The 19,930-nt window shown below is 35.4% G+C and carries 19 protein-coding genes; 13 read left to right on the forward strand and 6 right to left on the reverse strand.

Features of this window, described 5'->3' with window-relative positions; all coding sequences use genetic code 11:
* Window positions 1-121 precede the first annotated feature (121 nt).
* Window positions 122-1,240, forward strand: coding sequence for a glycoside hydrolase family 3 protein (locus M899_RS14300; protein WP_021272133.1), 1,119 nt, complete (start codon window positions 122-124; stop codon window positions 1,238-1,240).
* 17 nt (window positions 1,241-1,257) lie between these two features.
* Here M899_RS14300 and M899_RS14305 read toward each other — a convergent pair whose 3' ends face one another.
* A complete protein-coding gene (locus tag M899_RS14305) occupies window positions 1,258-1,914 on the reverse strand; it encodes a hypothetical protein (protein WP_021272211.1) in 657 nt (218 codons plus the stop codon).
* A 158-nt stretch (window positions 1,915-2,072) separates the two neighbouring features.
* Here M899_RS14305 and M899_RS14310 point away from each other — a divergent pair, with 158 nt between their 5' ends.
* The 3 genes from M899_RS14310 to M899_RS17980 all read left to right on the forward strand — a co-directional run bounded on the left by M899_RS14310 (window position 2,073) and on the right by M899_RS17980 (window position 6,186).
* Complete coding sequence (locus M899_RS14310) at window positions 2,073-3,221, forward strand: trypsin-like serine peptidase (protein ID WP_021272165.1); 1,149 nt, start codon at window positions 2,073-2,075, stop codon at window positions 3,219-3,221.
* 129 nt (window positions 3,222-3,350) lie between these two features.
* A complete protein-coding gene (locus M899_RS14315) occupies window positions 3,351-4,100 on the forward strand; it encodes a substrate-binding periplasmic protein (RefSeq protein ID WP_021272098.1) in 750 nt (249 codons plus the stop codon).
* 22 nt (window positions 4,101-4,122) lie between these two features.
* The gene (locus M899_RS17980; RefSeq protein WP_021272252.1) at window positions 4,123-6,186 is read left to right on the forward strand and encodes a hybrid sensor histidine kinase/response regulator; all 2,064 of its coding nucleotides are present in this window, start codon (window positions 4,123-4,125) and stop codon (window positions 6,184-6,186) included.
* Here M899_RS17980 and M899_RS14325 read toward each other — a convergent pair whose 3' ends face one another.
* On the reverse strand, window positions 6,187-6,867 hold the full coding sequence (locus M899_RS14325) for a hypothetical protein (RefSeq protein WP_021272140.1): 681 nt from the start codon (window positions 6,865-6,867) through the stop codon (window positions 6,187-6,189).
* A 137-nt stretch (window positions 6,868-7,004) separates the two neighbouring features.
* Between M899_RS14325 and M899_RS14330 the strand changes: the two genes are divergently transcribed.
* The 7 genes from M899_RS14330 to M899_RS18255 all read left to right on the forward strand — a co-directional run bounded on the left by M899_RS14330 (window position 7,005) and on the right by M899_RS18255 (window position 14,016).
* Window positions 7,005-8,231 (forward strand): hypothetical protein, encoded by a 1,227-nt coding sequence (locus M899_RS14330; protein WP_155897227.1) that lies wholly within the window; start codon window positions 7,005-7,007, stop codon window positions 8,229-8,231.
* Window positions 8,232-8,260: 29 nt separating this feature from the next.
* Window positions 8,261-8,680, forward strand: coding sequence for a VOC family protein (locus tag M899_RS14335; protein ID WP_034729623.1), 420 nt, complete (start codon window positions 8,261-8,263; stop codon window positions 8,678-8,680).
* Between the two features lie 124 nt (window positions 8,681-8,804).
* Entirely contained in the window at window positions 8,805-10,676 is a 1,872-nt protein-coding gene (locus M899_RS14340) for a lipoprotein N-acyltransferase Lnb domain-containing protein (protein ID WP_021272101.1), read from the forward strand.
* A 21-nt stretch (window positions 10,677-10,697) separates the two neighbouring features.
* Window positions 10,698-11,105: a hypothetical protein gene (locus M899_RS14345; protein WP_155897228.1), complete on the forward strand. Its 408-nt coding sequence runs from the start codon at window positions 10,698-10,700 to the stop codon at window positions 11,103-11,105.
* Between the two features lie 48 nt (window positions 11,106-11,153).
* The gene (locus tag M899_RS14350; RefSeq protein ID WP_021272176.1) at window positions 11,154-12,191 is read left to right on the forward strand and encodes a S8 family serine peptidase; all 1,038 of its coding nucleotides are present in this window, start codon (window positions 11,154-11,156) and stop codon (window positions 12,189-12,191) included.
* Between the two features lie 97 nt (window positions 12,192-12,288).
* Window positions 12,289-12,726 carry a hypothetical protein gene (locus tag M899_RS14355; RefSeq protein WP_021272203.1) on the forward strand — a complete coding sequence of 146 codons (438 nt, stop codon included), beginning with the start codon at window positions 12,289-12,291 and terminating at the stop codon, window positions 12,724-12,726.
* A 27-nt stretch (window positions 12,727-12,753) separates the two neighbouring features.
* The gene (locus M899_RS18255) at window positions 12,754-14,016 is read left to right on the forward strand and encodes a pseudouridine synthase (protein ID WP_021272166.1); all 1,263 of its coding nucleotides are present in this window, start codon (window positions 12,754-12,756) and stop codon (window positions 14,014-14,016) included.
* Here M899_RS18255 and M899_RS14365 read toward each other — a convergent pair.
* Window positions 14,005-14,841, reverse strand: a complete 837-nt coding sequence (locus M899_RS14365) for an MBL fold metallo-hydrolase (protein ID WP_021272145.1) — start codon at window positions 14,839-14,841, stop codon at window positions 14,005-14,007. The genes M899_RS18255 and M899_RS14365 overlap by 12 nt on opposite strands.
* Before the next feature lie 70 nt (window positions 14,842-14,911).
* Here M899_RS14365 and M899_RS14370 point away from each other — a divergent pair, with 70 nt between their 5' ends.
* Together M899_RS14370 and M899_RS14375 are read left to right on the forward strand one after the other, a co-directional pair.
* Window positions 14,912-16,291 (forward strand): M16 family metallopeptidase, encoded by a 1,380-nt coding sequence (locus tag M899_RS14370; protein ID WP_021272128.1) that lies wholly within the window; start codon window positions 14,912-14,914, stop codon window positions 16,289-16,291.
* Window positions 16,292-16,300: 9 nt separating this feature from the next.
* The gene (locus tag M899_RS14375) at window positions 16,301-17,656 is read left to right on the forward strand and encodes a M16 family metallopeptidase (RefSeq protein ID WP_021272248.1); all 1,356 of its coding nucleotides are present in this window, start codon (window positions 16,301-16,303) and stop codon (window positions 17,654-17,656) included.
* A gap of 22 nt (window positions 17,657-17,678) precedes the next feature.
* On the opposite strand, the gene M899_RS14380 is transcribed toward M899_RS14375, so the two are convergent.
* From M899_RS14380 to M899_RS14390, 3 genes are read right to left on the reverse strand one after another with little or no spacing between them, the layout of a single operon-like run.
* Window positions 17,679-18,029 carry a bactofilin family protein gene (locus M899_RS14380; protein ID WP_021272195.1) on the reverse strand — a complete coding sequence of 117 codons (351 nt, stop codon included), beginning with the start codon at window positions 18,027-18,029 and terminating at the stop codon, window positions 17,679-17,681.
* A 14-nt stretch (window positions 18,030-18,043) separates the two neighbouring features.
* On the reverse strand, window positions 18,044-18,778 hold the full coding sequence (locus M899_RS14385) for a hypothetical protein (protein ID WP_021272110.1): 735 nt from the start codon (window positions 18,776-18,778) through the stop codon (window positions 18,044-18,046).
* Between the two features lie 2 nt (window positions 18,779-18,780).
* Window positions 18,781-19,833, reverse strand: a complete 1,053-nt coding sequence (locus M899_RS14390; protein ID WP_034729627.1) for a L,D-transpeptidase family protein — start codon at window positions 19,831-19,833, stop codon at window positions 18,781-18,783.
* Between the last annotated feature and the right edge of the window lie 97 nt (window positions 19,834-19,930).

Here is a 19,930-nt window from a genome sequence, read left to right on the forward strand (position 1 = left end):
AAGTGACCAATCGTCAACAAAACAAATGGCCGTTTAAAGCTCAGACACTTTTTAGGGGTTAAAGAGGCCATTTCTTGGCATCTATTTTGCTTAAATTATTGAAAAACAAGAGGAATTTTAAATGTTTATAAGAATCATATTAGTATTGTGTTTGCTCAATTTTCCAGCTCAAGCGAGTGAGAAAGTCGATAGAATGTTGAGGCAAATGGGCCTGGACGAAAAAATTGGTCAGCTCATTCTTATTGGCTTTCGCGGGCAAACAATTAATGAATCAGAGAGTATTCTTTTTGATATTTTAAAAGTTAAAGTGGGTTCAGTTATTCTATTTGATTACGATGCCGAATTGAAAAAAAGGCAAAGAAATATCAAGAACCCTGCTCAGTTAAAAAAGTTATCAAATGATCTTCAGGCCATTAGTGATATTCCGTTATTCATTAGTATTGATGAAGAGGGCGGCCTTGTATCGAGATTAAAAAGCCGCTATGGGTTCAGCACCAAAAAAAGTGCAGAAGAATTAGGTAAAGGAAAAGCGAAGAAAACATATCAACAAGCGCGTAAACTAGCTAAAGAGCTCTATGACCACGGCATTAATCTAAACTTCGCCCCTGTTGTTGATGTTAATGTGAATCCAACGAATCCTGTTATTGGTGGAGTTAGAAGAAGTTTTTCTGATGATGAGCATATCGTCACTCTTCATGCCTCTGCTTTTATTAAAGGTCAAAGAGATGAAAATGTTCTTTCTGTTTTAAAGCACTTCCCAGGTCATGGCAGTTCTGATGCGGATTCGCATCTTGGCATGGTTGATGTCACAAGAAGTTGGGAAGAGAGAGAACTTACTCCTTACTCAAGACTGATCAGAAGCGGAGAAGTTGATTTTATTATGAGTGCTCACGTCTATCAAAGAGATCTTGACCCTGATTATCCAGCGACCTTAAGTCAGAAGATCTTGACGGGAATTTTACGCAATAAGATGAACTTTAAAGGTGTTATTATTAGCGATGATATGAATATGGGTGCCATTAAAGATCATTTTGGCCAAGAAGAGGCGATAGAATTGGCCTTAAAAGCAGGAGTTGATGTCCTATTGTTTGGTAATAACATCCATTATGATAAAATGACTGCCTTAAAAGTTAAAAATACAATTTTAGACTTAATTAAAAAGAAAAAAATTAGCGTTGAACAAATCCATGAAAAAGCAAAACGCGTTTTAGAACTTAAAGAAAAAGAAGGCCTTTTTTAATAAGGCCTCCAATTTGATTAGTGACGATAAAAATACTGTTTTAGAAAACCTTTTCTTACGGCCACATTTGAATTCAAAGACTTCTCATAGGCCTCAAAAGTTGCATCTATTGGTGCAATAGAGAAATGTTCCGTCGTCACATTCTCTTTTTGAATTAAAAAGTTATCTGCCAAATAAATAGCACTGTGTGATGGAGCAGGAGGTAGCTGAGTATAGCTCATTCTCTTGCCACCATTATTAAAGAAATTATTGTCACGCATTTTTACATGCTCTTCAAAGTAAATTAAGTCACCTTTTTTCAATTCATCTCTTGCGATGGGAGAGAGTTGTTCGATGATGTCATGCACGAGCCAACCTTCCTGATATTTTGGCGCACTATAATTTTGTGGGTCCAAATTATAAAGGGCAAACCAATGGCAATTAGGTAGAGAGCCAGGGGTGTGAAGACCATCGTGAATTTCATTTTGGGTTAGGGCAATTTCTGAGAGGATCTCATCACTCACATGATTATCAACAAGGTCTATACATGTTTTTTGATCAATAACATTTGAGCAGCATGAGATACCTTTATAGATAAAGTTATCTTTATCCTCACAAAAAAGAGATCGTGCTTGTGAAGGTGTCAATGTCAAAAGTGTTGAAAGCAAAGCTAATGCAATAGTCGATTTTTTCATGAAAGCACTATAGAGGAAAAATTGTGTAAAGTATGAAGGGAGTGAAGAATTTATTGAGCTGACTAAGTATTAAACACTATTTGTAAGTATTACTTCCCTTAATGATAGAAGCAGCATAACCCCTTATACTTACGGCAAATATTGTTCTAGGAATTGTTATGAAATACCTCTCACTATTGATCATTCTTCTTAACTTCGCTTCTTGTAAAATTGATGATTCTCATTCAAGAGCACAGGCAAAATTAGGAAATATTATCATAGGATCTGATGATCGTTTAGGGTCATTTAAATATGAAAAATCAGAGCGCAAATATGCTCAATATTTAGAAGTGTATTTTGCAAGTCAGCAAGATCAGAAATTCACTTGTAGTGGTACATATATTGGTGATCGCTATATTGTAACTGCGGCCCATTGTGTTTATGACGGTGAGACAAAAGAGTTTGTTCATAAAATCTACGCAAGCGTTGGCCAGGAAAGTATTAGTGGTGAAGATAAATTAAAGACAACTCGAACTTTAATGAATGTTGAAAAGATATATCTTCATAAAGAATATCTGAAATATCCTGTTGCAGATTATGATATAGCTCTTTTAAAACTCAGTGACGATGGTTCAGATAATATTGATTCCCTTCAAAAGGCCATTCCCATTGTAAGCGTTAAAGGTGATGTTGACGATTCGATGCTTTATATTTCTGGATTTCCAGTTGATAAAGCAAAGTATTCACTTTGGACAAGCTTTTGTACGTATTCCACATATGTTGGAGATAATTACTTGGCCTACGAATGTGATACAACAGGCGGTATGAGTGGTTCTGGCCTTATTGGTAAAGACAAGTTCCAAAATAATATTCTAATCGGTGTTCATAGTGGTGGGATTGGCGATCTTTATAATCGTGGTTATAAATTCACTGAAAAAATTATTGCTGAAATAAATGATATAAAAGAAAAGCTACCAGAAGAAACGTCCTCATTTATGAGTTTTAATCCAGCTGTGGTTAAAGTTGAAAGAGTGAGTGTTGTAAATTTTTGCAACGAAACCTTAAACATTGCCGTTCGTTATACCAATCAAGATGGAGAGTGGATTAGGCCAAGTTATTTTACAGTAGCACCGTTCGAGTCTTTGGAGTATACACTAAAACCAAAAACACCTTATTACGTAAATGCAATGACACTTGAAAATAAATACAAGCTTCATGGTAATAGTCGTTTGTACGTAGAGGGTGCAGATAAATATGAGAATTTCGCGAAGATGTTTACTACAGGTAAAACAGGGCGAATGTTCTATCTTGGTATTTGTAGAATTTAGCATCTAAAAGTTAAGTTATTATATTTGCCTTGAGGTAATCTTGAGGCAAATTCTTTAAAGTAATCTTCGGCCCCAAACTCAGCTTCTATGTTAAAATTAAAGAGTATTTAATTCTAATGTAGAGGATTCATGAGAAAACTTCTTCTTCTATATTCTTTTATTTTTGCGCAATCTATTTTTGCTGAGACGATTGTTTTGCGCTCTGATGAATGGTGCCCTTATAATTGCTCTCCTAAAAGTCGTAATGAAGGATACATATTGGACGTTGTGAGAGAGAGCTTCGCCAAAGAAGGGATTACTATCGAATATCAAATCTGGCCGTGGGCGAAATCTGTAAAATCGGCCCAAATGGGATTTGTTGCAGGAGTTATAGGGGCCCTAAAAGAAGAGGTTCCAGATTTCATTTATCCTGACGAAGAACAGGGGATTTCGCTTTCCTGCTTTTATGCTTTCAAAGAATCAAAAGTTAAATATAGAAATCTTAAGGATTTGGAGGGACAAACGATTGGCGCTATCAAATATTATTCATATGGGGAGAAAATAGACGGTTATTTCCGTCATAATAGTACAAAAGTTCAATTAGTTTCCGATACGGATTCAGCCCATATGAATGTGAGAAAACTTCTTAATAAAAATATTGATTTAATCGTTGAGGATAGAAACGTTATGGATCGACTTCTTAATCGTATGAAGTTGAGCGATGAAGTAGTGAATGTAGGTTGTGAGGGGAAGGGAGAAAAAGTCTACATTGCTTTTTCACCAAAGAACCCGAAAAGCGGAAAATACGCAGAGATTGTAGATCGTGCTTTTAAAAATGCTCGAGAAAATGGAAGCTTAGAAAGTATATTAAAGAAATACGGTTTGAAAGATTGGAAATGATTTGGAAAAGAAATTTCTCATAATGAAATTTGCTCTCGCTAATCTAATTGTGTTGCTTATTGGTGTGACGGGTTATTTCTTTGTTCGTGAACGCCTTGTTGGTGACTTGTATAAAAGACAAAGAGTTGAATTAAATCAATTGGCCCAGATTGTTCGTTCAACCTTCTTCTACAATCATGCCTATTCCTTAGCAAAAAATATTGCAAGACTTGATGAAGATTTAAAGCTCTCTTTGAAAAAGAATCAAATGCATCCTAAGCTTGCAAATAAGTTACAACTTCTAAGAGAAGATATTGGTGCCTCTATTGTATATGTCATTAATAGGGGTGGTAAAACGATCGCTAGTACTCGCTATGATGAAGATAAAAGTCTCATTGGTGAAAACTATGGTTTTCGCCCCTATTTTATAGAGGCCATGAAGGGGAGACCCTATGTATATGCCGCTCTTGGTGTTACCACTAAACTAAGGGGGATTTATTATTCTGCCCCTGTATACTCTGATAAAAATGAAATTTTAGGTGTTTTTGTCATAAAGATGAATGCCGAGAGTTTTGATTTTATTTTGAATAGTTCAACAGATATTTATAGTCTGGTGACAGAAGCAGGAGTTGTTTTTTCATCAAGCCGTAAAGATTGGCTGTTTTACAATATGCCTCACTTTAAAGACCCCAATTTAAAAATTGATATTTATCAATTCGGAAACAGATCTGAAGATACTATTTCAGATTTAAGATATTCAGATGGCGATAAAATTGCGAAATATAAAAACAAAGATTACATATCAGATTATGTGAAAATTAATATTTATGGTGAAGTTTGGACTTTACTAAGCTTGAGTGAATATGACTCTCGCATGCACTTTTTTGTGTTTTCAATCTATGGTCTTTCTTGTGTTATTGTTTTCTTCCTCGCTAATGCTCTTGTTTATTCGTTTGAAAGATTGAGAGAATCTTTAAAAGATGCGAAACAGGCCAACGAAGCAAAGAGTATATTTCTTGCCAACACATCCCATGAAGTGAGAACACCAATTGCCGGTATTATTGGTTTAATAGGTATTTTAGAAGAAGAAGAAAATCTCTCTGAAAATGTCTTAGATAAATTGCGTCTGATAAATGGTTTGTCGAATAATTTATCTCAAATTATAAATGACATTCTTGATTATTCAAAAATAGAGGCCGGGAAATTAGATATTGATTATATCGATTTTAATTTAAGAGATGTTATCGATACTCAGCTCACACCATTTTTATTCATTGCAGGTAAAAAGAATATTCAAACAGAACTATACTATTCGGAACATTTACCTGGTTTAGTGAATAGTGACCCTCATCGAATCGGACAAATCTTAACGAATGTCTTGAGTAATGCTGTGAAGTTCACTAATGTTGGTAAGGTTGAGCTTGCTGTTGATACCATTGAAATAGAGAATGTGAAATATATTGAATTCATTTGTCGTGACTCCGGAATTGGAGTTTCTAAGAAAGAAATTCAAAAACTATTCCAATCTTTTAGTCAGGCCGATTCCTCAACTTCACGCCGCTTTGGTGGGACAGGTTTGGGACTGGTTATTACAAAAGAGCTCATACGCCTATTGAATGGACATTATAAATTTGAAAGTGAAGAAGGTGTTGGTACGACATTCACGATTAGAATTCCTTTGCTCGCTCCTCAAGGTATGGTCCGTATTGTAGAAGAGCAGCGAATACAATTTGATCCTAGTAAATATAGTGTTCTCATCGCAGAGGATAATCCAATTAATATGACTGTCGCTAAAAAGCTTTTAGAAAAGATGGGCTTTACTCTCATCGAAATGGCCAATAATGGTGCAGAGGCCTATGATAAATTCTTACGCGGAGATTTTGATATCATTTTTATGGATTGTCAGATGCCTGTTATGAGTGGTTACACGGCCACGCAAAAAATTAGAGAACATGAGAAAGGAAAAAAAGCAATTATTATTGCTCTAACTGCAAATGCTATGGTTGGTGAGAGAGAAAAATGTGTTGCTTTTGGTATGAATGATTATGTGAGTAAGCCTATTAATCGCAATAAGCTCACGGCCTTATTGAATGAATTCTTTTCTTAATCAGAAGCCTAGATCAATGGCCAATGAAAAATCAATAAGTCCATCAATGGTCATTTCAGATTTTGGAACTTTATCAATAATTAATTCAACGGAAATTATAAAATCTCTATATTGAGAGAGGATTTCTTTCCAATTACTTTTTACGACTTCCATTCGTATGCACTTACCATTGCAGTTATCAGTGCTCGTTTCTCTATCAAATTCGAGAATACGTACTTTCATTTCTCCTTCAATGTCATCAAATACTGTAAGATGAATTTTCATTTTTTTAATAAAATCAATATTCTTCTTTTTTTCTTTTACATCATTGATCTTCAAGACGACATTATCGAGATTAATGAATTTGATGATATCAAAATCTACATCATCTAGTTCTGGAAATGAAAAGTGGGTCGGTTCAATATCTACAACAGTTCCTTTGGCCTTAATCGTGATATCAGCAAAGACCTCTGTAAACTTTCTCAAAATTCCACCAATCAGTGGGACTCTTCTTATTGTTCCGCCAATTCTATCCACGCCCATATTTACAATTGGGTAGCTCATCTTAATTGGAGCATCATTTCTTTGTTCGACGATTGTCTGTGCTGGTGCAATTGGTGTGATACTCTCTTTCTGACAAGAAAGAGATAAAGTCAGACCTATAAGGAGCAAAAAATTTGTTACTTTTGAGTATTTTGTCATGGTGCGTAAATATCATCGCTTTAGATCCTGAAAAAGGGGGATTGAAAGAATTACAATTGTAATTTCAGCTACATAACGAACAATGTAATTTTTATTTACGACGATGCTGCGATGCGTTTTTGTGGTAAAAATAGGCCATGAAAATGAGATTTCTTATCTTAAATCTATTCATTATGAATGTGAGCTATGGCGCTTATTACGACACTTTACCTAAGGGTGTTCGCCTTGCTGCTTTTAGATATGTTAAAACTGGCGAAGTGAATTCGTCCTATGGAAGTAATCGCCAAGAGTCTTCATATTTTCTAAAACAAAATTTTGATGCCAAAACATTACACAGCTTAAATAGTGCGACTGAAGTTTACTTTGATGAATTAAAGCGCATTAGTGAGAAGGCCTATAATGATTTTACCTTCGGAGAATATGAAGGATCAGGTTCGGCAAATGTTCAAGTTAATGGATATGGATTAGGCTATGGACTAACGAATAGAGTTACCTTGTATGCTTCTGTTCCTTATTACAAGGCCGATGTAAAATTTAATCTCATTAGAAACAAAGGGAATAATCATTCATCTGTGGCCAAAGAAATTTATGAAAGTGAAGCTTCAGAAGTTTCAAATCTACTTTCCCAATTAACAAAAGAATTACCAGACGCTAAGGAGAGTTTACTTCAATCAATAGCAGTTAATTACTATGGTTATAAACCAATTGGTGATTGGAAGGGTGAAGGATTTGGAGATGCCGAAGTTGGAATGATTTATCGACTTACAAATTGGCAAACTGCAGGTCTAGCTGCAACATTAGGGGCCATTTTACCAACTGGGCGTATTGATGATCCTGATATTTTACAAGATATAGCATTTGGAGATGGGCAAACTGACCTGTTCTTTGAGTTTGGTGGTGGTGTTAAAATCTTCAACGAAAAGGCCGATCTATCTCTAAGCGGTAGATACACTCATCAATTTGAAAGTACAAAAGAGCTGCGAATCCCTGAGGACGATGAATATCCGCTATCTGATAAAAAAGGTATTTTTAAAGAAAAACTTGGAAACAAAATAGATATCACAGGACATTTTGCTATAGAGCTTTTTAGTTGGTTGAGTCCATATTCAAGTTACACTTACTCTCAAAAAGAAAAATCGAAATATACTTCTCAATACGAACTTGCCAATGAATATCTTGCCAAAAACTCGGATACAGAAACTCATACTTTGAAATTTGGATTAAATATATCTACTGTAAAATTGTACCAAACTGGAAAATTCATGGCACCAGTCATGCTTGATTTAAGTATGCAAAGTGTTGTCGAAGGACAAAACACTCCAAAGTATGATAGAGTTGATTTAGAATTAAGACTGTTTTTCTAATTCAATCAATAAGAATACTTGGAGGATATATGGAATTTCTGCATACAATGGTTCGTGTTAAAGATCTCGATGCATCAATGAACTTTTTTGAAAAAGGACTTGGACTAAAAGAGCTAAGAAGAAAAGAATATGAGGCCGGTCGCTTTACTCTTGTTTATCTTGGTGATGGAATCACTTCTCACGAGGTTGAATTAACATATAATTGGGATCAAAAAGAAGCCTATTCTGGCGGTCGAAACTTTGGTCATATGGCCTTTCGTGTTGATGATATCTATGCAACTTGTGCTCATTTACAAAGTATGGGAGTGACAATCCTTAGACCTCCTAGAGATGGATATATGGCCTTTGTTCGCTCACCTGATCAAATCTCAATTGAGCTCTTACAAAAAGGTGAACCACTGGCACCAGCTAGTCCATGGGCCGAGATGCAGAACACTGGAGAATGGTAATTTCCCATTGAATTCAGCATGTTGTGCGTTCTGTCACTTTCTGACAACACAGTAAAAAAATTTCATAGAGAACCTTAAATCCTCGCTTTTATGATAAAAATGCCAGTCATAAGCGAGGTTTTTTGTGTCAAAATTATTTATCTTATTGACCATTCTATTTGGACAACAAGCGTTTGCAGACGTTGTGATTTCAAATGCTAATTCAACACAAAAAAAACTTATTGAATATTCTCTTTCTTATCTTCCTGCAAAAATAGCTAATTCGATAAAGTCTTCTGCTATTAAATTCCAAGTAAAATCACTTAACAAAAATGCACTGAACACTCCTTGTGATCAACTTCCTTATATCTATGGAGAATATCAAAATGGTGTGGTGTCTCTAGACAAGGCCTTACTTGAAAGAGCATTGGTTAGTGAATTGGATCGTGAGGATTACTCTTGTAAGCATAAAAGTTATAAAAAACTATTTGTGAGTACTGTTATTCACGAGGCCTTTCATGCTTATGATTTAACAAAGAATAAAAAAGACAGAGTTGAAAACGATGAGCTATTTAAAAGTTTAGGGTTTTTCGATTTAGACAGAAAGAAAAAAAACTTTAATTCTTTTCCAATGAGATCACCAAATAAATATGAGTACACAAATACACGTGAATTTGTGGCCGTTAATTTTGAATATTTCATTTTAGATTCTCAATTTAAATGTCGTCGACCAAATTTGTATAAGGCATTTGAATCACTACTTAGCGTTACGCCTTATCCTGAACAAAAGTGTTTAGAACAAAATAGAATGATTTCACTTTCAGACACCCAGATTAATAAAATTGTGAATATGGACATGGAACGTGTTCGTGAAATTCATTACCTTTTTGCATCTAAAGGTCAAGCGATCATGAGTCGATTTGGGCACTCAATGTTTAAGTTTGTTCTTTGTGATAAGCAGTTAAGTTTAAAAGATTGCAGAATTCGTGGTGAAAATGTTGTTATTGGATTTCTTGCTCAAAATGGGGATGAAAACCTCAATATGCTCAAAGGTATATTTGGTAAATATAACGCTGATATTGTTGTTTCAGATATTGATTCAATGAAAAGACAATACAATCGCGCTGAATTTAGAGACCTGGAAAGTTATCCATTAAAACTTACTCCAAATCAAAAAGAGAGATTCGTAAACCATTTCTTAAATCTTTATTGGGAATATTCTGGAAGATATTATTTTTTCACTAATAATTGTGCCGATGAGGCCTTTAGATTACTGCAAGTCGCGTATGATGAAAGTTATATCTATGATAAAGAAGTCGCAACACCAATTGGAATTAAGAAATTTTTAAAAAAGAAAGGTCTAATTGATGAAAGTATCTTAGCTGATAGAAAGAGTGCTGTTTCTCAAGGGCTATTATATGAGAGCTTTTTTGATAAATTGGACGAGGGCTTTCAATTCGTTTACAAGCAGTACCCGAGATATTTTAAGGCCAAGAAAATGGTACGCAATCATAGCGGCGATAGACACGATGAAGAGCGTGAAGTTACATATCGTGTAAAGGATATTGAAAAGTACTCAGATCTAGACGTATTTAAGCGTCGTGAGATCATTCAGAAAGTATTAGAGGCCAAACCAACTCGCAAAACAGTTCTTGGTCTATATGTGGCCGAAACACATGCTCATTTTGTTACGTCGAATAAGATTTTAAACTTTGTTCAAGAAAATGTGTCGATTGATAAATTATCTGGAGATTCATTGAATATCTTCAAGAGAATTGTTGAATTAAAAAATATGATCGTTTTTGGGCAAAATATTGAAGGGACGGGATATGGAATCCCTCAAGGAAATGAGGTCGAAAGTGTTATTACTGATGAAATGGTAAAAGCACAAGAAGAGTTGAATGATCTCACAAGTATTTTAAGAGAAATTTTCACTGAACTTTTTGATTATGAATATAAATTGATTGAAGAATCAGAATTCAACAAGAATTTGATAAAAAACTACTTGCGCTCTTAGGGCGTATTAATGGAGGGAAAAATGAAAAAATTAGTTGCAGGTTTACTCGTAGGACTTATGACAACAAGTGCTTTTGCTCACGTAGAGAGAAGCTGTAGAACAAGAACAAATCGTTACGGTGAAAGAGTGACTGTTTGTAGAGATACACCTCATACTCACTCTGGTTCAGACTATGGAGATGGATTCTTTGACGGTCTAGTTGCTTCAACAATGATGCTTCTTACTTCAGACATTCTAACAAATGGTAGAAACCAAGATATGATCGAAAGTGAAATCACTTTTGCTCTTATGGCGGAATCAGAGGGGATGGATATTGAACTATCTCCAGAGCTTCAAAGACTTGCTTCTGATCTTAGAGCTGCAAATCCAGAAAGTGCCGCTTCTGATTTAGATCTTCTTGAAGCCGTTCTTCTTTTTGACGCTGAATAATTAATTCGGTGAGGGTCTTTAGAGACCCTCATTTTTTTTTGAGGTTTTATGATTCGTAATTTTATTTTATCAACACTTATTTTAGTTTCTCAAGTTACACATTCATGTGAAGAGCTTCCTTGGTTGCCAAAAATCGAAGAGCTAAACAAGGATATAACGGAGAGAATTAATTTTGATGAAATAAAAGCGATTTCACAAAGTGCTCGTGAAGAAATTATTGTGGCCGTAATTGGTGATGGAGTTAATCCTAAAGACTTTCCTGGTGCATTAGCACTCAATAAAAAAGAAATTCCTGACAATGGCATTGATGATGACAATAATGGCATTGTTGATGATTATTACGGTGTAAACTTCTCAACAGGACATGGAACAGATTTCTCTGAAATTGGTTTTCATGAAATGTTTGTAAGCTCTCTTGTGACTACAATCTCGGGTTCTCGCTGTGAGAATGATTACAGAGTTAAAGTCCTTCCTTTAAAAATTACAACTGGAGACAATCACTTTGATGATCTCTATGTAAAAAAACTGGCCGATGCTATTGATTACGCTGTTCTTAGAGGAGCAAGAGTAATCAATATGAGTCTTGGTGTTAGTCGTGACTATAAGAGCTTTTTTCGCTTCGTGGATAACGATGTTCAAAAATCTCTAAAGTACTTAACAGATGCTATTGATAGGGCCTATCAAAAAAATGTCGTCCTAATGGGCGCTTCTAGTAATAACAATAATAGGGATCAAACGCTTGACCCGAACTATCCCGCAGACTTGAAACATGTTATTTCCGTGACGAGTGTAAATCTAAACCATGAAATCAAAAGGGCCTATGGACGCATCATTATGACTGCTTTTTATGGTGAAGAAATTTTTGGTCTAGCTGGTGATGGCAATATTATTAGATCAACGGGCACTAGCTTTGCAACTCCCATGATTGCTGCCACAATTGCACTGGCCCTTTCTATTAGGCCTTGGCTAACTGTGGATGAGATTAGAGACATGGTTATTAAGGCCTCGACTCAAAAGATTAATGGGCGCAGACAAATTAGAAATGGAGTTTTCTCTCCCTTAAAATTCTTACAGATGCTTAATTAAGTTGCCGTAATTACGTATTAGTTAAAGAATATTATTTAATATATTTAGCTCATTTGTCGAATCGAATTACAAGATTATTTGTAAAGCGGAGAGCACTATGGATCGCGAGACCATAACGTTTTTTGTCGATGAGATAAAAGAGATTCGCCATCTCATGACGACGGCCATTTCTAATATTATTAAATCCAAAATGGAAAATGCACGCTACTTTGAAGAATGTGGTCAACTTGTTGATAGAATTTACGGTACTGCGGCGACACTAGGGTTTAAAGAAATAGGTGAGTATACGAAATCTGTAAAAGAAGTCAGTTATATGGCCAGTGCCAGTTCGAATTTTAATGGTAAGAAAAAGGCCGTTAAGTTTCTTATTAAATATATTGAGATGAGTGATGCGATTTGTGATTCTATCTTTGATAAAGAGGGCATAAAAAAAATCAATCATCTTCTCAATATCGAAAAATCTCGTGCTGATTTATTAAACAGAAAAGAGTTCTATAGCGTCGATAAAAAAAGCTGTGATAAAGAAAGAGATTAACTAACATTTTTAATATATAATGAATCCATGAAAATCAGGATTTCATTCTCAGACATTTTATTCGAAGACAATAATTATATTGCTGTTCATAAGAAAAGTGGATGGCCTGTTCATCAAACACTAGATCCCAATAGACCAAATCTTTTCAGTGCTTTGAAATCATTTATTAAACAACGTGATAAGTTAGATTCTGAACCCTATATCGCTCTTCACCATAGGCTAGATGCTCAAACATCAGGAATTGTACTTTTTGCAAAATCAAAGGCCGCAAATCCTGTACTCGCAAGTGTTTTTTCAGACAGAAAGGCCGTAAAAATTTATCAGGCCATCTGTGTTGGTAGACCTCAAGTAGATGAGGGGGTTCTTGAAGATTTTTTAAAAAAAGAAAAAGTGGGTCGTATTGAAAAAATGGTTCCCGTAAAATCAGGCGGGGAGAAAACAATCACTAAATACCGTTTTTTAAAATCGAGCAATGATCTTTCTTTAATCGAATTTGAATTAGTCACGGGCAGAATGCATCAAATTAGAGTTCAAAGTGCTCTGAGAAATTTTCCTATTCTAGGCGATGAACTCTATGGCCAAAATAATGTAAATCAGCAGTATAAAGTTGATGGACAATTATTGCATGCCAGTTTTTTCAAATTTCATGATCCTATTGAGGATAAAGAAATTGTTATTCATTGTAATCCTGAGTTTTCATTAGAGAATTTCAGCGTAAAAAAATCACAGTCAAAGACCTATATTCTCTTCAATAAGCCTTTTAACGTTCTTTGTCAGTTTACGAAGTCCAGTGAAGATGAAATGGCACTATGTGATTTTGATCTTCCAAAGGATGTCTATGCTGCTGGACGTTTGGATAAAGATAGTGAAGGTCTTTTACTTCTCACTGATGATGGGGATCTGATAAATAAGATCGCTTCGCCCAAGTTTAAAAAAGAAAAAACCTATTGGGTCCAAGTTGAAAGGATTCCTAGTGAAGAAAGTATGAAGGAGTTACAAAAAGGCGTGACTATTAAAGGTGGTTATAAAACTCTTCCTTGTAAGGCCCGTATCATTGATATGCCTAATATTTGGGATCGAAATCCTCCTATTAGAGAGAGAAAAAATGTACCTACGAGTTGGTTAGAGATAACTATTGTCGAGGGGAAAAACCGCCAGGTTCGCAGTATGACTGCGGCGATTGGTCACCCGACACTACGTCTTGTTAGGGCAGGTATTGGTAAAATGAGATTAGGGGATCTCGCAATTGGTCAGTTTAAAAAAGTTGAAGCTTCCCAATTAATATTTTAGTTTTTGTTCATCGTATGTTGGAAAGACGTCAGAACATTTAATTTCATTACACATCTTCTCTAGTTGCTCATGTCCAAGTCCATGACCCATATGAATAAGACCTGCTCTTTTTGGTTTTGTTCTTTCGATATAGTCTCGTGCCTTTTCAAATGTAAGATGAGTGTTATGTGTTCCTGATTTAACACAATCTATAATAAGAAGATCAACCTTCAATCCTTCTAATTTTGCTAAAACTTCTTCCGGAATACTCTCGCAGTCAATGATGTAGGCAAAACCTTGATGGTAGAAGCCTAGTGAATTTGTATGACCGTGGGGGAGAGAGAAGAAGATAAAGTCTTCTTCGAGAATTTTTTCTTCTTGATTTATTTTCACTTCATGGAGGTCAAGTTTTGGTATTCCTCCACCAAGGATAGGTCTACCTTTTGAAAAATAAGATTCTCTTTTAAATATATAGGGAAACTTCTCTTCTAAATGTTCTTTAATATTCTTTTCTACAAATACAGGAATATTTCTTGGAGGCGGCCCAAAACAAAGAGGGCGAAGATCATCGATGCCATGAACATGATCTGCATGGTCATGTGTGATGATAGCACCGTCAACGTGGTCAATTTTTGCACGCAATGCTTGAGTTCTGAAGTCGGGTGTTGTGTCGACAAGAATTGTTTTATTCGACTTTGTCTCAATGAGAATGCTTGTTCTAAGCCTTTTGTCTTTAGGATTTTCAGACAAACAAACGGAACATTTACAGCCAATAATTGGGATACCAGTACTTGTTCCTGATCCTAGTATTGTAACTGTATTTGATTTATCATTATAAGTGCTCATAAACTTGTCAAAACTTGTGCATGTTTTTATTCTATTTATACTTTCTTATATTTTAATGGAGAAGTAGAGAATGTTACAAAGAAAATTTCAAATCTTTTCTTTGCTTGTTGCTTTAGTATTTACTGCAAGTTGCTCGCATAATCAGCAGCAATCTCATACAAGTGAAGTTGATCTAGACCTGGATGTTAAAAAGTTTACCTTAGACAATGGCCTTAGGCTGCTTGTGTATGAAAACAATCGTCTACCTATTGTCTCTTATTATACTTTCTTTGATGTTGGGGGAAGGTATGAAGAAAATGGTACCACTGGTGCCACACATTTCTTAGAGCACATGATGTTTAAAGGCGCCAAAAAATATGGCCCGCGTGAATTTGATACCTATATCGAACGTAATGGTGGCTCTACAAATGCTTATACAACGTTTGATAACACTGTTTACTATGAATCATTCCCAAAAGCATCACTAGATAAAATCATTGATATGGAATCTGATCGTCTTCAGCATCTTCTTCTAGAAGAGAAGTCTTTTGAAAAAGAGAGACAAGTTGTCCTAGAAGAAAGAAAGATGCGTTATGAAAATAGTGACAAGGGTAAACTATATCTTGCGATGATGAAAGATGTCTTCAAAGGAACTCCTTATGGCGGTTCTGTAATTGGGGATAAAAAAGATGTAGAAAATCTAAATCGCGATCAGATGATGGACTTCTTCAAAAGATTCTATACTCCAGACAATGCCATAATCGTTATTTCTGGAGATGTTGATGCCAGTGATGTTTATAGCAAAATTAAAAGTGCTTTTGGATCTATCAAAAAGAGTGAGAATTTAGCTCAGTACAAACGAGAAAAAGATGCTCCTAAGCACTATCAATTTAAAAAGAAGTTTGAAAATGAGATTCGTCTTCATGGACAGAGTGAAAACCCGATTTTTATGATTGCTTACAAAGGCGAGCCTGTTGGATCGGATAAGTCATACCAATTAGATATTCTTTCTTCTATCTTGGGACAAAGTGAGAGTAGTTATTTGAATCAATTGTGGACAAAAGGCAAGCATCCAAAGCTAGGTGCTACCTATGTTGCCAATTATACAATGAAAAATAATGGTGTTTTCTATATTTATGGAGAACTTCTTCATAAAGTTAGCCTTAGCTCATTTAAAAATTCTTATGAAAAAATGACTCGTAATATCTGTGATGAGGCCATTAGTGAAAGAACTCTACAGAAAACAAAAAATCAATTTCTTGTTCAATACTACGGCTCTCTTGAAACAAATGCAGAAGTTGCAAGATTCCTAGGTAATAATGAGTTCTTTGCAGGTAGTTATGATTTTTATAAAAAAGAAATTGATATCATTAATGCCATTACTGTTTCGCAAGTGATGAAGGTCTGTAAAGAAGTCTTCAATGACGAAAAGATTTTTGTATCAATTTGGAATAAGCACCCTAACAAGTAAGGAATCGTGATGAAAAAAATAGTTAATTCTCTTTTATGTCTAGCGGCCATTACAAGTGCAAATGCTATGGACACAGATGTTGAGAAGTTTAATTGGAATGGTATTGAGGTTGTTTGGTTAAAAGATAACCGCTATCCAACATATAATATCAATATCTATTTTGCTGATGGAGCATTGAGTGACCAGTCTCACAAAGGTGAAACTCGTTTTATGTTCTCATTAATTGACGCAGGAACAAGACGTTTTTCTCAGAAAGATATTGCTGAGAATCTCGATTTCTACGGTGTGAGTTATGGTGGTGATGTCAATCACGAATACTCTACATTTAAAATTTCTGGGCTCGTTAAAGATATTGATCCAACAATGAGAAAGATTTGTCATCTCTTTGCAGATGCTACTTTTCCTAAGGTTGAGTTAGATAATCTTGTTAAGAAAAGTAAAAACGAAGCAAGAAACCTTTCTTCAAATCACTCGGCGCTTGCATCAAATGCATTTAGAGAAATCTCTCTAGATGGTAGCCCATACTCATACCCTGTAGATGGTAAATTGAAGGATTGGGATAGGCTAAATTCGAAGGCCCTTAAGGACAAACTAAATTATTTCAACAAAGACGTTCTGAAGAGGATTTATCTCTCAGGTCCAAAAGATGTTCTTTCAATCAAGCGAATCATCAATGAAGATTGCGGTTGGACAGGTGAAGCTAAGAAAGTTAGAGAAATTACTTATAAGCCAGTTCAAAGCAGTGGGATTGAAGTTACTCTAGTTACAGTTCCAAATGCTAACCAAGCTCAAATACGTATGGGACGCTTTCTAAATAAAGGAGAGTTTGAAAAAAGAGCATCACTTGCTCTTTCTGGCCACTACCTTGGTGGAGGTTTTACTTCTCGTTTAATGAGAGAGCTTAGAACAAATAGAGGATTGGTTTATAGTGTGGCCGCTTATTCTGGTGGACAGAAAGATTATGGTCGTTCAGTGATTTCCACTTTCACAAAAAATGAAAATGTGATGGAGCTTTTAAATGTTGTTGAAACAACACTTAAAGATGTAAAGACAACAATGGATAATGAAAGCTTTGATTTCGTACAAAATAGTTTAGCGGGAAGTGATCCTTTTAGATTTGAGAAAACATCTTCATATTTAAATGAATTAATGTTCATGGATCACTTGGGAAGACCGTATAGCGATGTTTATAATCTTCAATCTCAAATTCTTAAAACTTCAAAAGAAGAAGTTGCAAATACAACTGAACAAATCTTTAATTGGAATGAGCAGAGTATTGTTATTGTTGGTGATAAGTCACTAGCAAAAGATCTGAAGAAGAAATTTAAAAACGTAAAAGTCGTTTCATTCAAAAACTTCTTATAAAAAAAGGGCCGTAAGGCCCTTTTTATTTTTCTAATGTATGTCCATTGATATTTACGCTTGCGCCAGGCCCGATATTAATTGAGCGGGCGATGAGTTCACCTTTTACAAAAGCGGAAGGAAAGATAGTAACCTTTCCTGTTGCGTTTATTTTTCCAGAGAATCGACCGTGAATTTCAACATTATGGCAATTGATAGTCCCAAGAAATTGACCTTCAGTTTCAATAGTTAAATCACTTGAGTCAGTCATAGTTAATTCACCTTCTACAGAGCTAGAAAGTCTTGTCGTACCACGCAAATTGAATTTACCTGTGATAGAGCTTCCTTTACCAAAGAAAGAGAATTCCTGTTGTTTTATTTCAATATATTCGGCCATATTAGTCTCAGCTTTTAAATTTCTTTTGAGATAGTTTGTCTGTGTAAAAGGTCACCAGTTCTTGAGAAGATGAGAACTTGAAATACAACCTTTCCTCTTGCTCCAAGATTTGTAAATGTGGCCTCAACTGGTCTAAAGCGTGAAGTCGCAAAAGATTCACCACTATTAAAGTCAATTGCAAAATCATCAGTTGTTGTTACTAGCGGCGGGTAACGGTGGTAGGCACCATTAACCTTTGCAAGTACGTGCAAGTAACCCGATACACGACCACCATTTTCAGTTACATTTCTAAGATTGAATTTGAAAACGATATTTGTCTTGTCTGATAAAATTTCTGCATCATCAATTGAAAATTGTGGTGGATTTGTTTTATCAAGCTGTCCAAGTGTCGTTTTAAATAATGAAAGCTTACTAAGACCTGTTCCAGAAGAGGCAGATGTTGAAGACGTTAGCTTTGACTCAAATTCTTTATTTAATAGGGCCACTTGTTCGAGCTTTTGCTCAAGCTCTAAGTTTCTCTCTTTGAGCTCCTTAATAACTCCTGGCTCTTTTCTTAGAGCTGAGTTTCTTAGTTCCTTAAAGTAGATAACCATAGCAACAGTCACAATTAATGAAGCGACAGTTATGAATGGTAGACCGAAAAAAAGAAAGCGGATGGCCGCTTTCTTAATCTCAAAATATCTTGGGGTATTTTCTCCCTCATAGACGATGAAGGAGAATTTATCTTTTGCGAGTGCTTTTTGTTCCATTTCTAATTATTCTCAGTTGTTTTGTGCTCAACGAAACCTTCTCCTAAAATTTGTGAAGGATTTGTTGTTGTGAAAAATCTCATTTTTGGTTGGAAGGCGACTTGAGTTTCTTCCTCTTCTTCGATTCCTTGTTTTGTCCAAATTTCAGCTACAATTTTCCATTTGTAGTACTGATCTTTTTTCATATAAAGAATTTTTTTACCAATGTCTTTAATTGTTGCTGATTCATAGTTTTGCTTAAATGTTACAACCGCATAATCTTCTGCACTCATTACTGAAACGTTTTCTAGGGAAATCTTCGGTGTTCCCGGAGCTTGAAAAACGGCCTTCTTGTAATTGCGGTAGGCCTGGTAACTACCTTTTGACTTATCCTTGAATTCTTCTTTTGAATAATGAGAGATATAGCGATCAAAGTCTTCAGTCGTCCAAGCATCAACCCAATCATTCACTGTTGCAAGCATATCTGCTTTATTCGTTTCCCATGTCTTTGTTGGGAGAAATTTCAGATTGTGAACAACGATTACATTTGTACGGTTAAGTTCGATATACTGAGAGATATTTATAAGATTACCGTTGTGAGCAACGATACAGCCTCTAGAATCTAGGCCCTTTTCAATTCTTGTCTCATCATTTGTTGAGTGGAGCCAAATTCCACCACCAGTTTTGCCATCTCTTTCATCAATGGGATTAGGGTAGTTCATAACAAACGCACCAACTCCATAGATTTCACCGGCCTTACCGTGGCGCTTTAATAGCTCTTCGTGAGGTAAGAATTCTGTGAAGTGATAAATTCCCTCAGGTGTTCTGTGATCACCTTGGAAAATTTTATCTCCGGCCTTTTTACCTGTGGCCATTTGAAATGTTTTTACAAGTTTTGGTAATCCATTTTCGTTTGCGAAAAGGTGGAGTGAGTGTGTTGACTTCTCGGCAACAAGAAGATGGTGAGTAAAATAGTCATCCATCTGTAAAATGTTTTCTGGCATAAATCCATCTTGGGCCAATCCATTGGTTCCAAAGAATAGGGCCATCAAAATAACAAGGTTCTTTTTCATCATGCTGCTTCCGTAGTTGACGATTTTTATTGGGTATTGGTTCTTTTATAATAGTAAAATAATTACCTCAATTTTAGTTCATAAAATGACGATATATCAA

The sequence above is a fragment of the Bacteriovorax sp. BSW11_IV genome (assembly GCF_000447755.1).
Taxonomy (GTDB): domain Bacteria; phylum Bdellovibrionota; class Bacteriovoracia; order Bacteriovoracales; family Bacteriovoracaceae; genus BSW11-IV.

Coding starts and splice junctions, on each gene's coding strand:
- M899_RS14300 (WP_021272133.1), top strand. CDS start 122: ATGTTTATAAGAATCATATTAGTATTGTGTTTGCTCAATTTTCCAGCT.
- M899_RS14305 (WP_021272211.1), bottom strand. CDS start 1,914: ATGAAAAAATCGACTATTGCATTAGCTTTGCTTTCAACACTTTTGACA.
- M899_RS14310 (WP_021272165.1), top strand. CDS start 2,073: ATGAAATACCTCTCACTATTGATCATTCTTCTTAACTTCGCTTCTTGT.
- M899_RS14315 (WP_021272098.1), top strand. CDS start 3,351: ATGAGAAAACTTCTTCTTCTATATTCTTTTATTTTTGCGCAATCTATT.
- M899_RS17980 (WP_021272252.1), top strand. CDS start 4,123: ATGAAATTTGCTCTCGCTAATCTAATTGTGTTGCTTATTGGTGTGACG.
- M899_RS14325 (WP_021272140.1), bottom strand. CDS start 6,867: ATGACAAAATACTCAAAAGTAACAAATTTTTTGCTCCTTATAGGTCTG.
- M899_RS14330 (WP_155897227.1), top strand. CDS start 7,005: ATGAAAATGAGATTTCTTATCTTAAATCTATTCATTATGAATGTGAGC.
- M899_RS14335 (WP_034729623.1), top strand. CDS start 8,261: ATGGAATTTCTGCATACAATGGTTCGTGTTAAAGATCTCGATGCATCA.
- M899_RS14345 (WP_155897228.1), top strand. CDS start 10,698: ATGAAAAAATTAGTTGCAGGTTTACTCGTAGGACTTATGACAACAAGT.
- M899_RS14350 (WP_021272176.1), top strand. CDS start 11,154: ATGATTCGTAATTTTATTTTATCAACACTTATTTTAGTTTCTCAAGTT.
- M899_RS14355 (WP_021272203.1), top strand. CDS start 12,289: ATGGATCGCGAGACCATAACGTTTTTTGTCGATGAGATAAAAGAGATT.
- M899_RS18255 (WP_021272166.1), top strand. CDS start 12,754: ATGAAAATCAGGATTTCATTCTCAGACATTTTATTCGAAGACAATAAT.
- M899_RS14365 (WP_021272145.1), bottom strand. CDS start 14,841: ATGAGCACTTATAATGATAAATCAAATACAGTTACAATACTAGGATCA.
- M899_RS14370 (WP_021272128.1), top strand. CDS start 14,912: ATGTTACAAAGAAAATTTCAAATCTTTTCTTTGCTTGTTGCTTTAGTA.
- M899_RS14375 (WP_021272248.1), top strand. CDS start 16,301: ATGAAAAAAATAGTTAATTCTCTTTTATGTCTAGCGGCCATTACAAGT.
- M899_RS14380 (WP_021272195.1), bottom strand. CDS start 18,029: ATGGCCGAATATATTGAAATAAAACAACAGGAATTCTCTTTCTTTGGT.
- M899_RS14385 (WP_021272110.1), bottom strand. CDS start 18,778: ATGGAACAAAAAGCACTCGCAAAAGATAAATTCTCCTTCATCGTCTAT.
- M899_RS14390 (WP_034729627.1), bottom strand. CDS start 19,833: ATGATGAAAAAGAACCTTGTTATTTTGATGGCCCTATTCTTTGGAACC.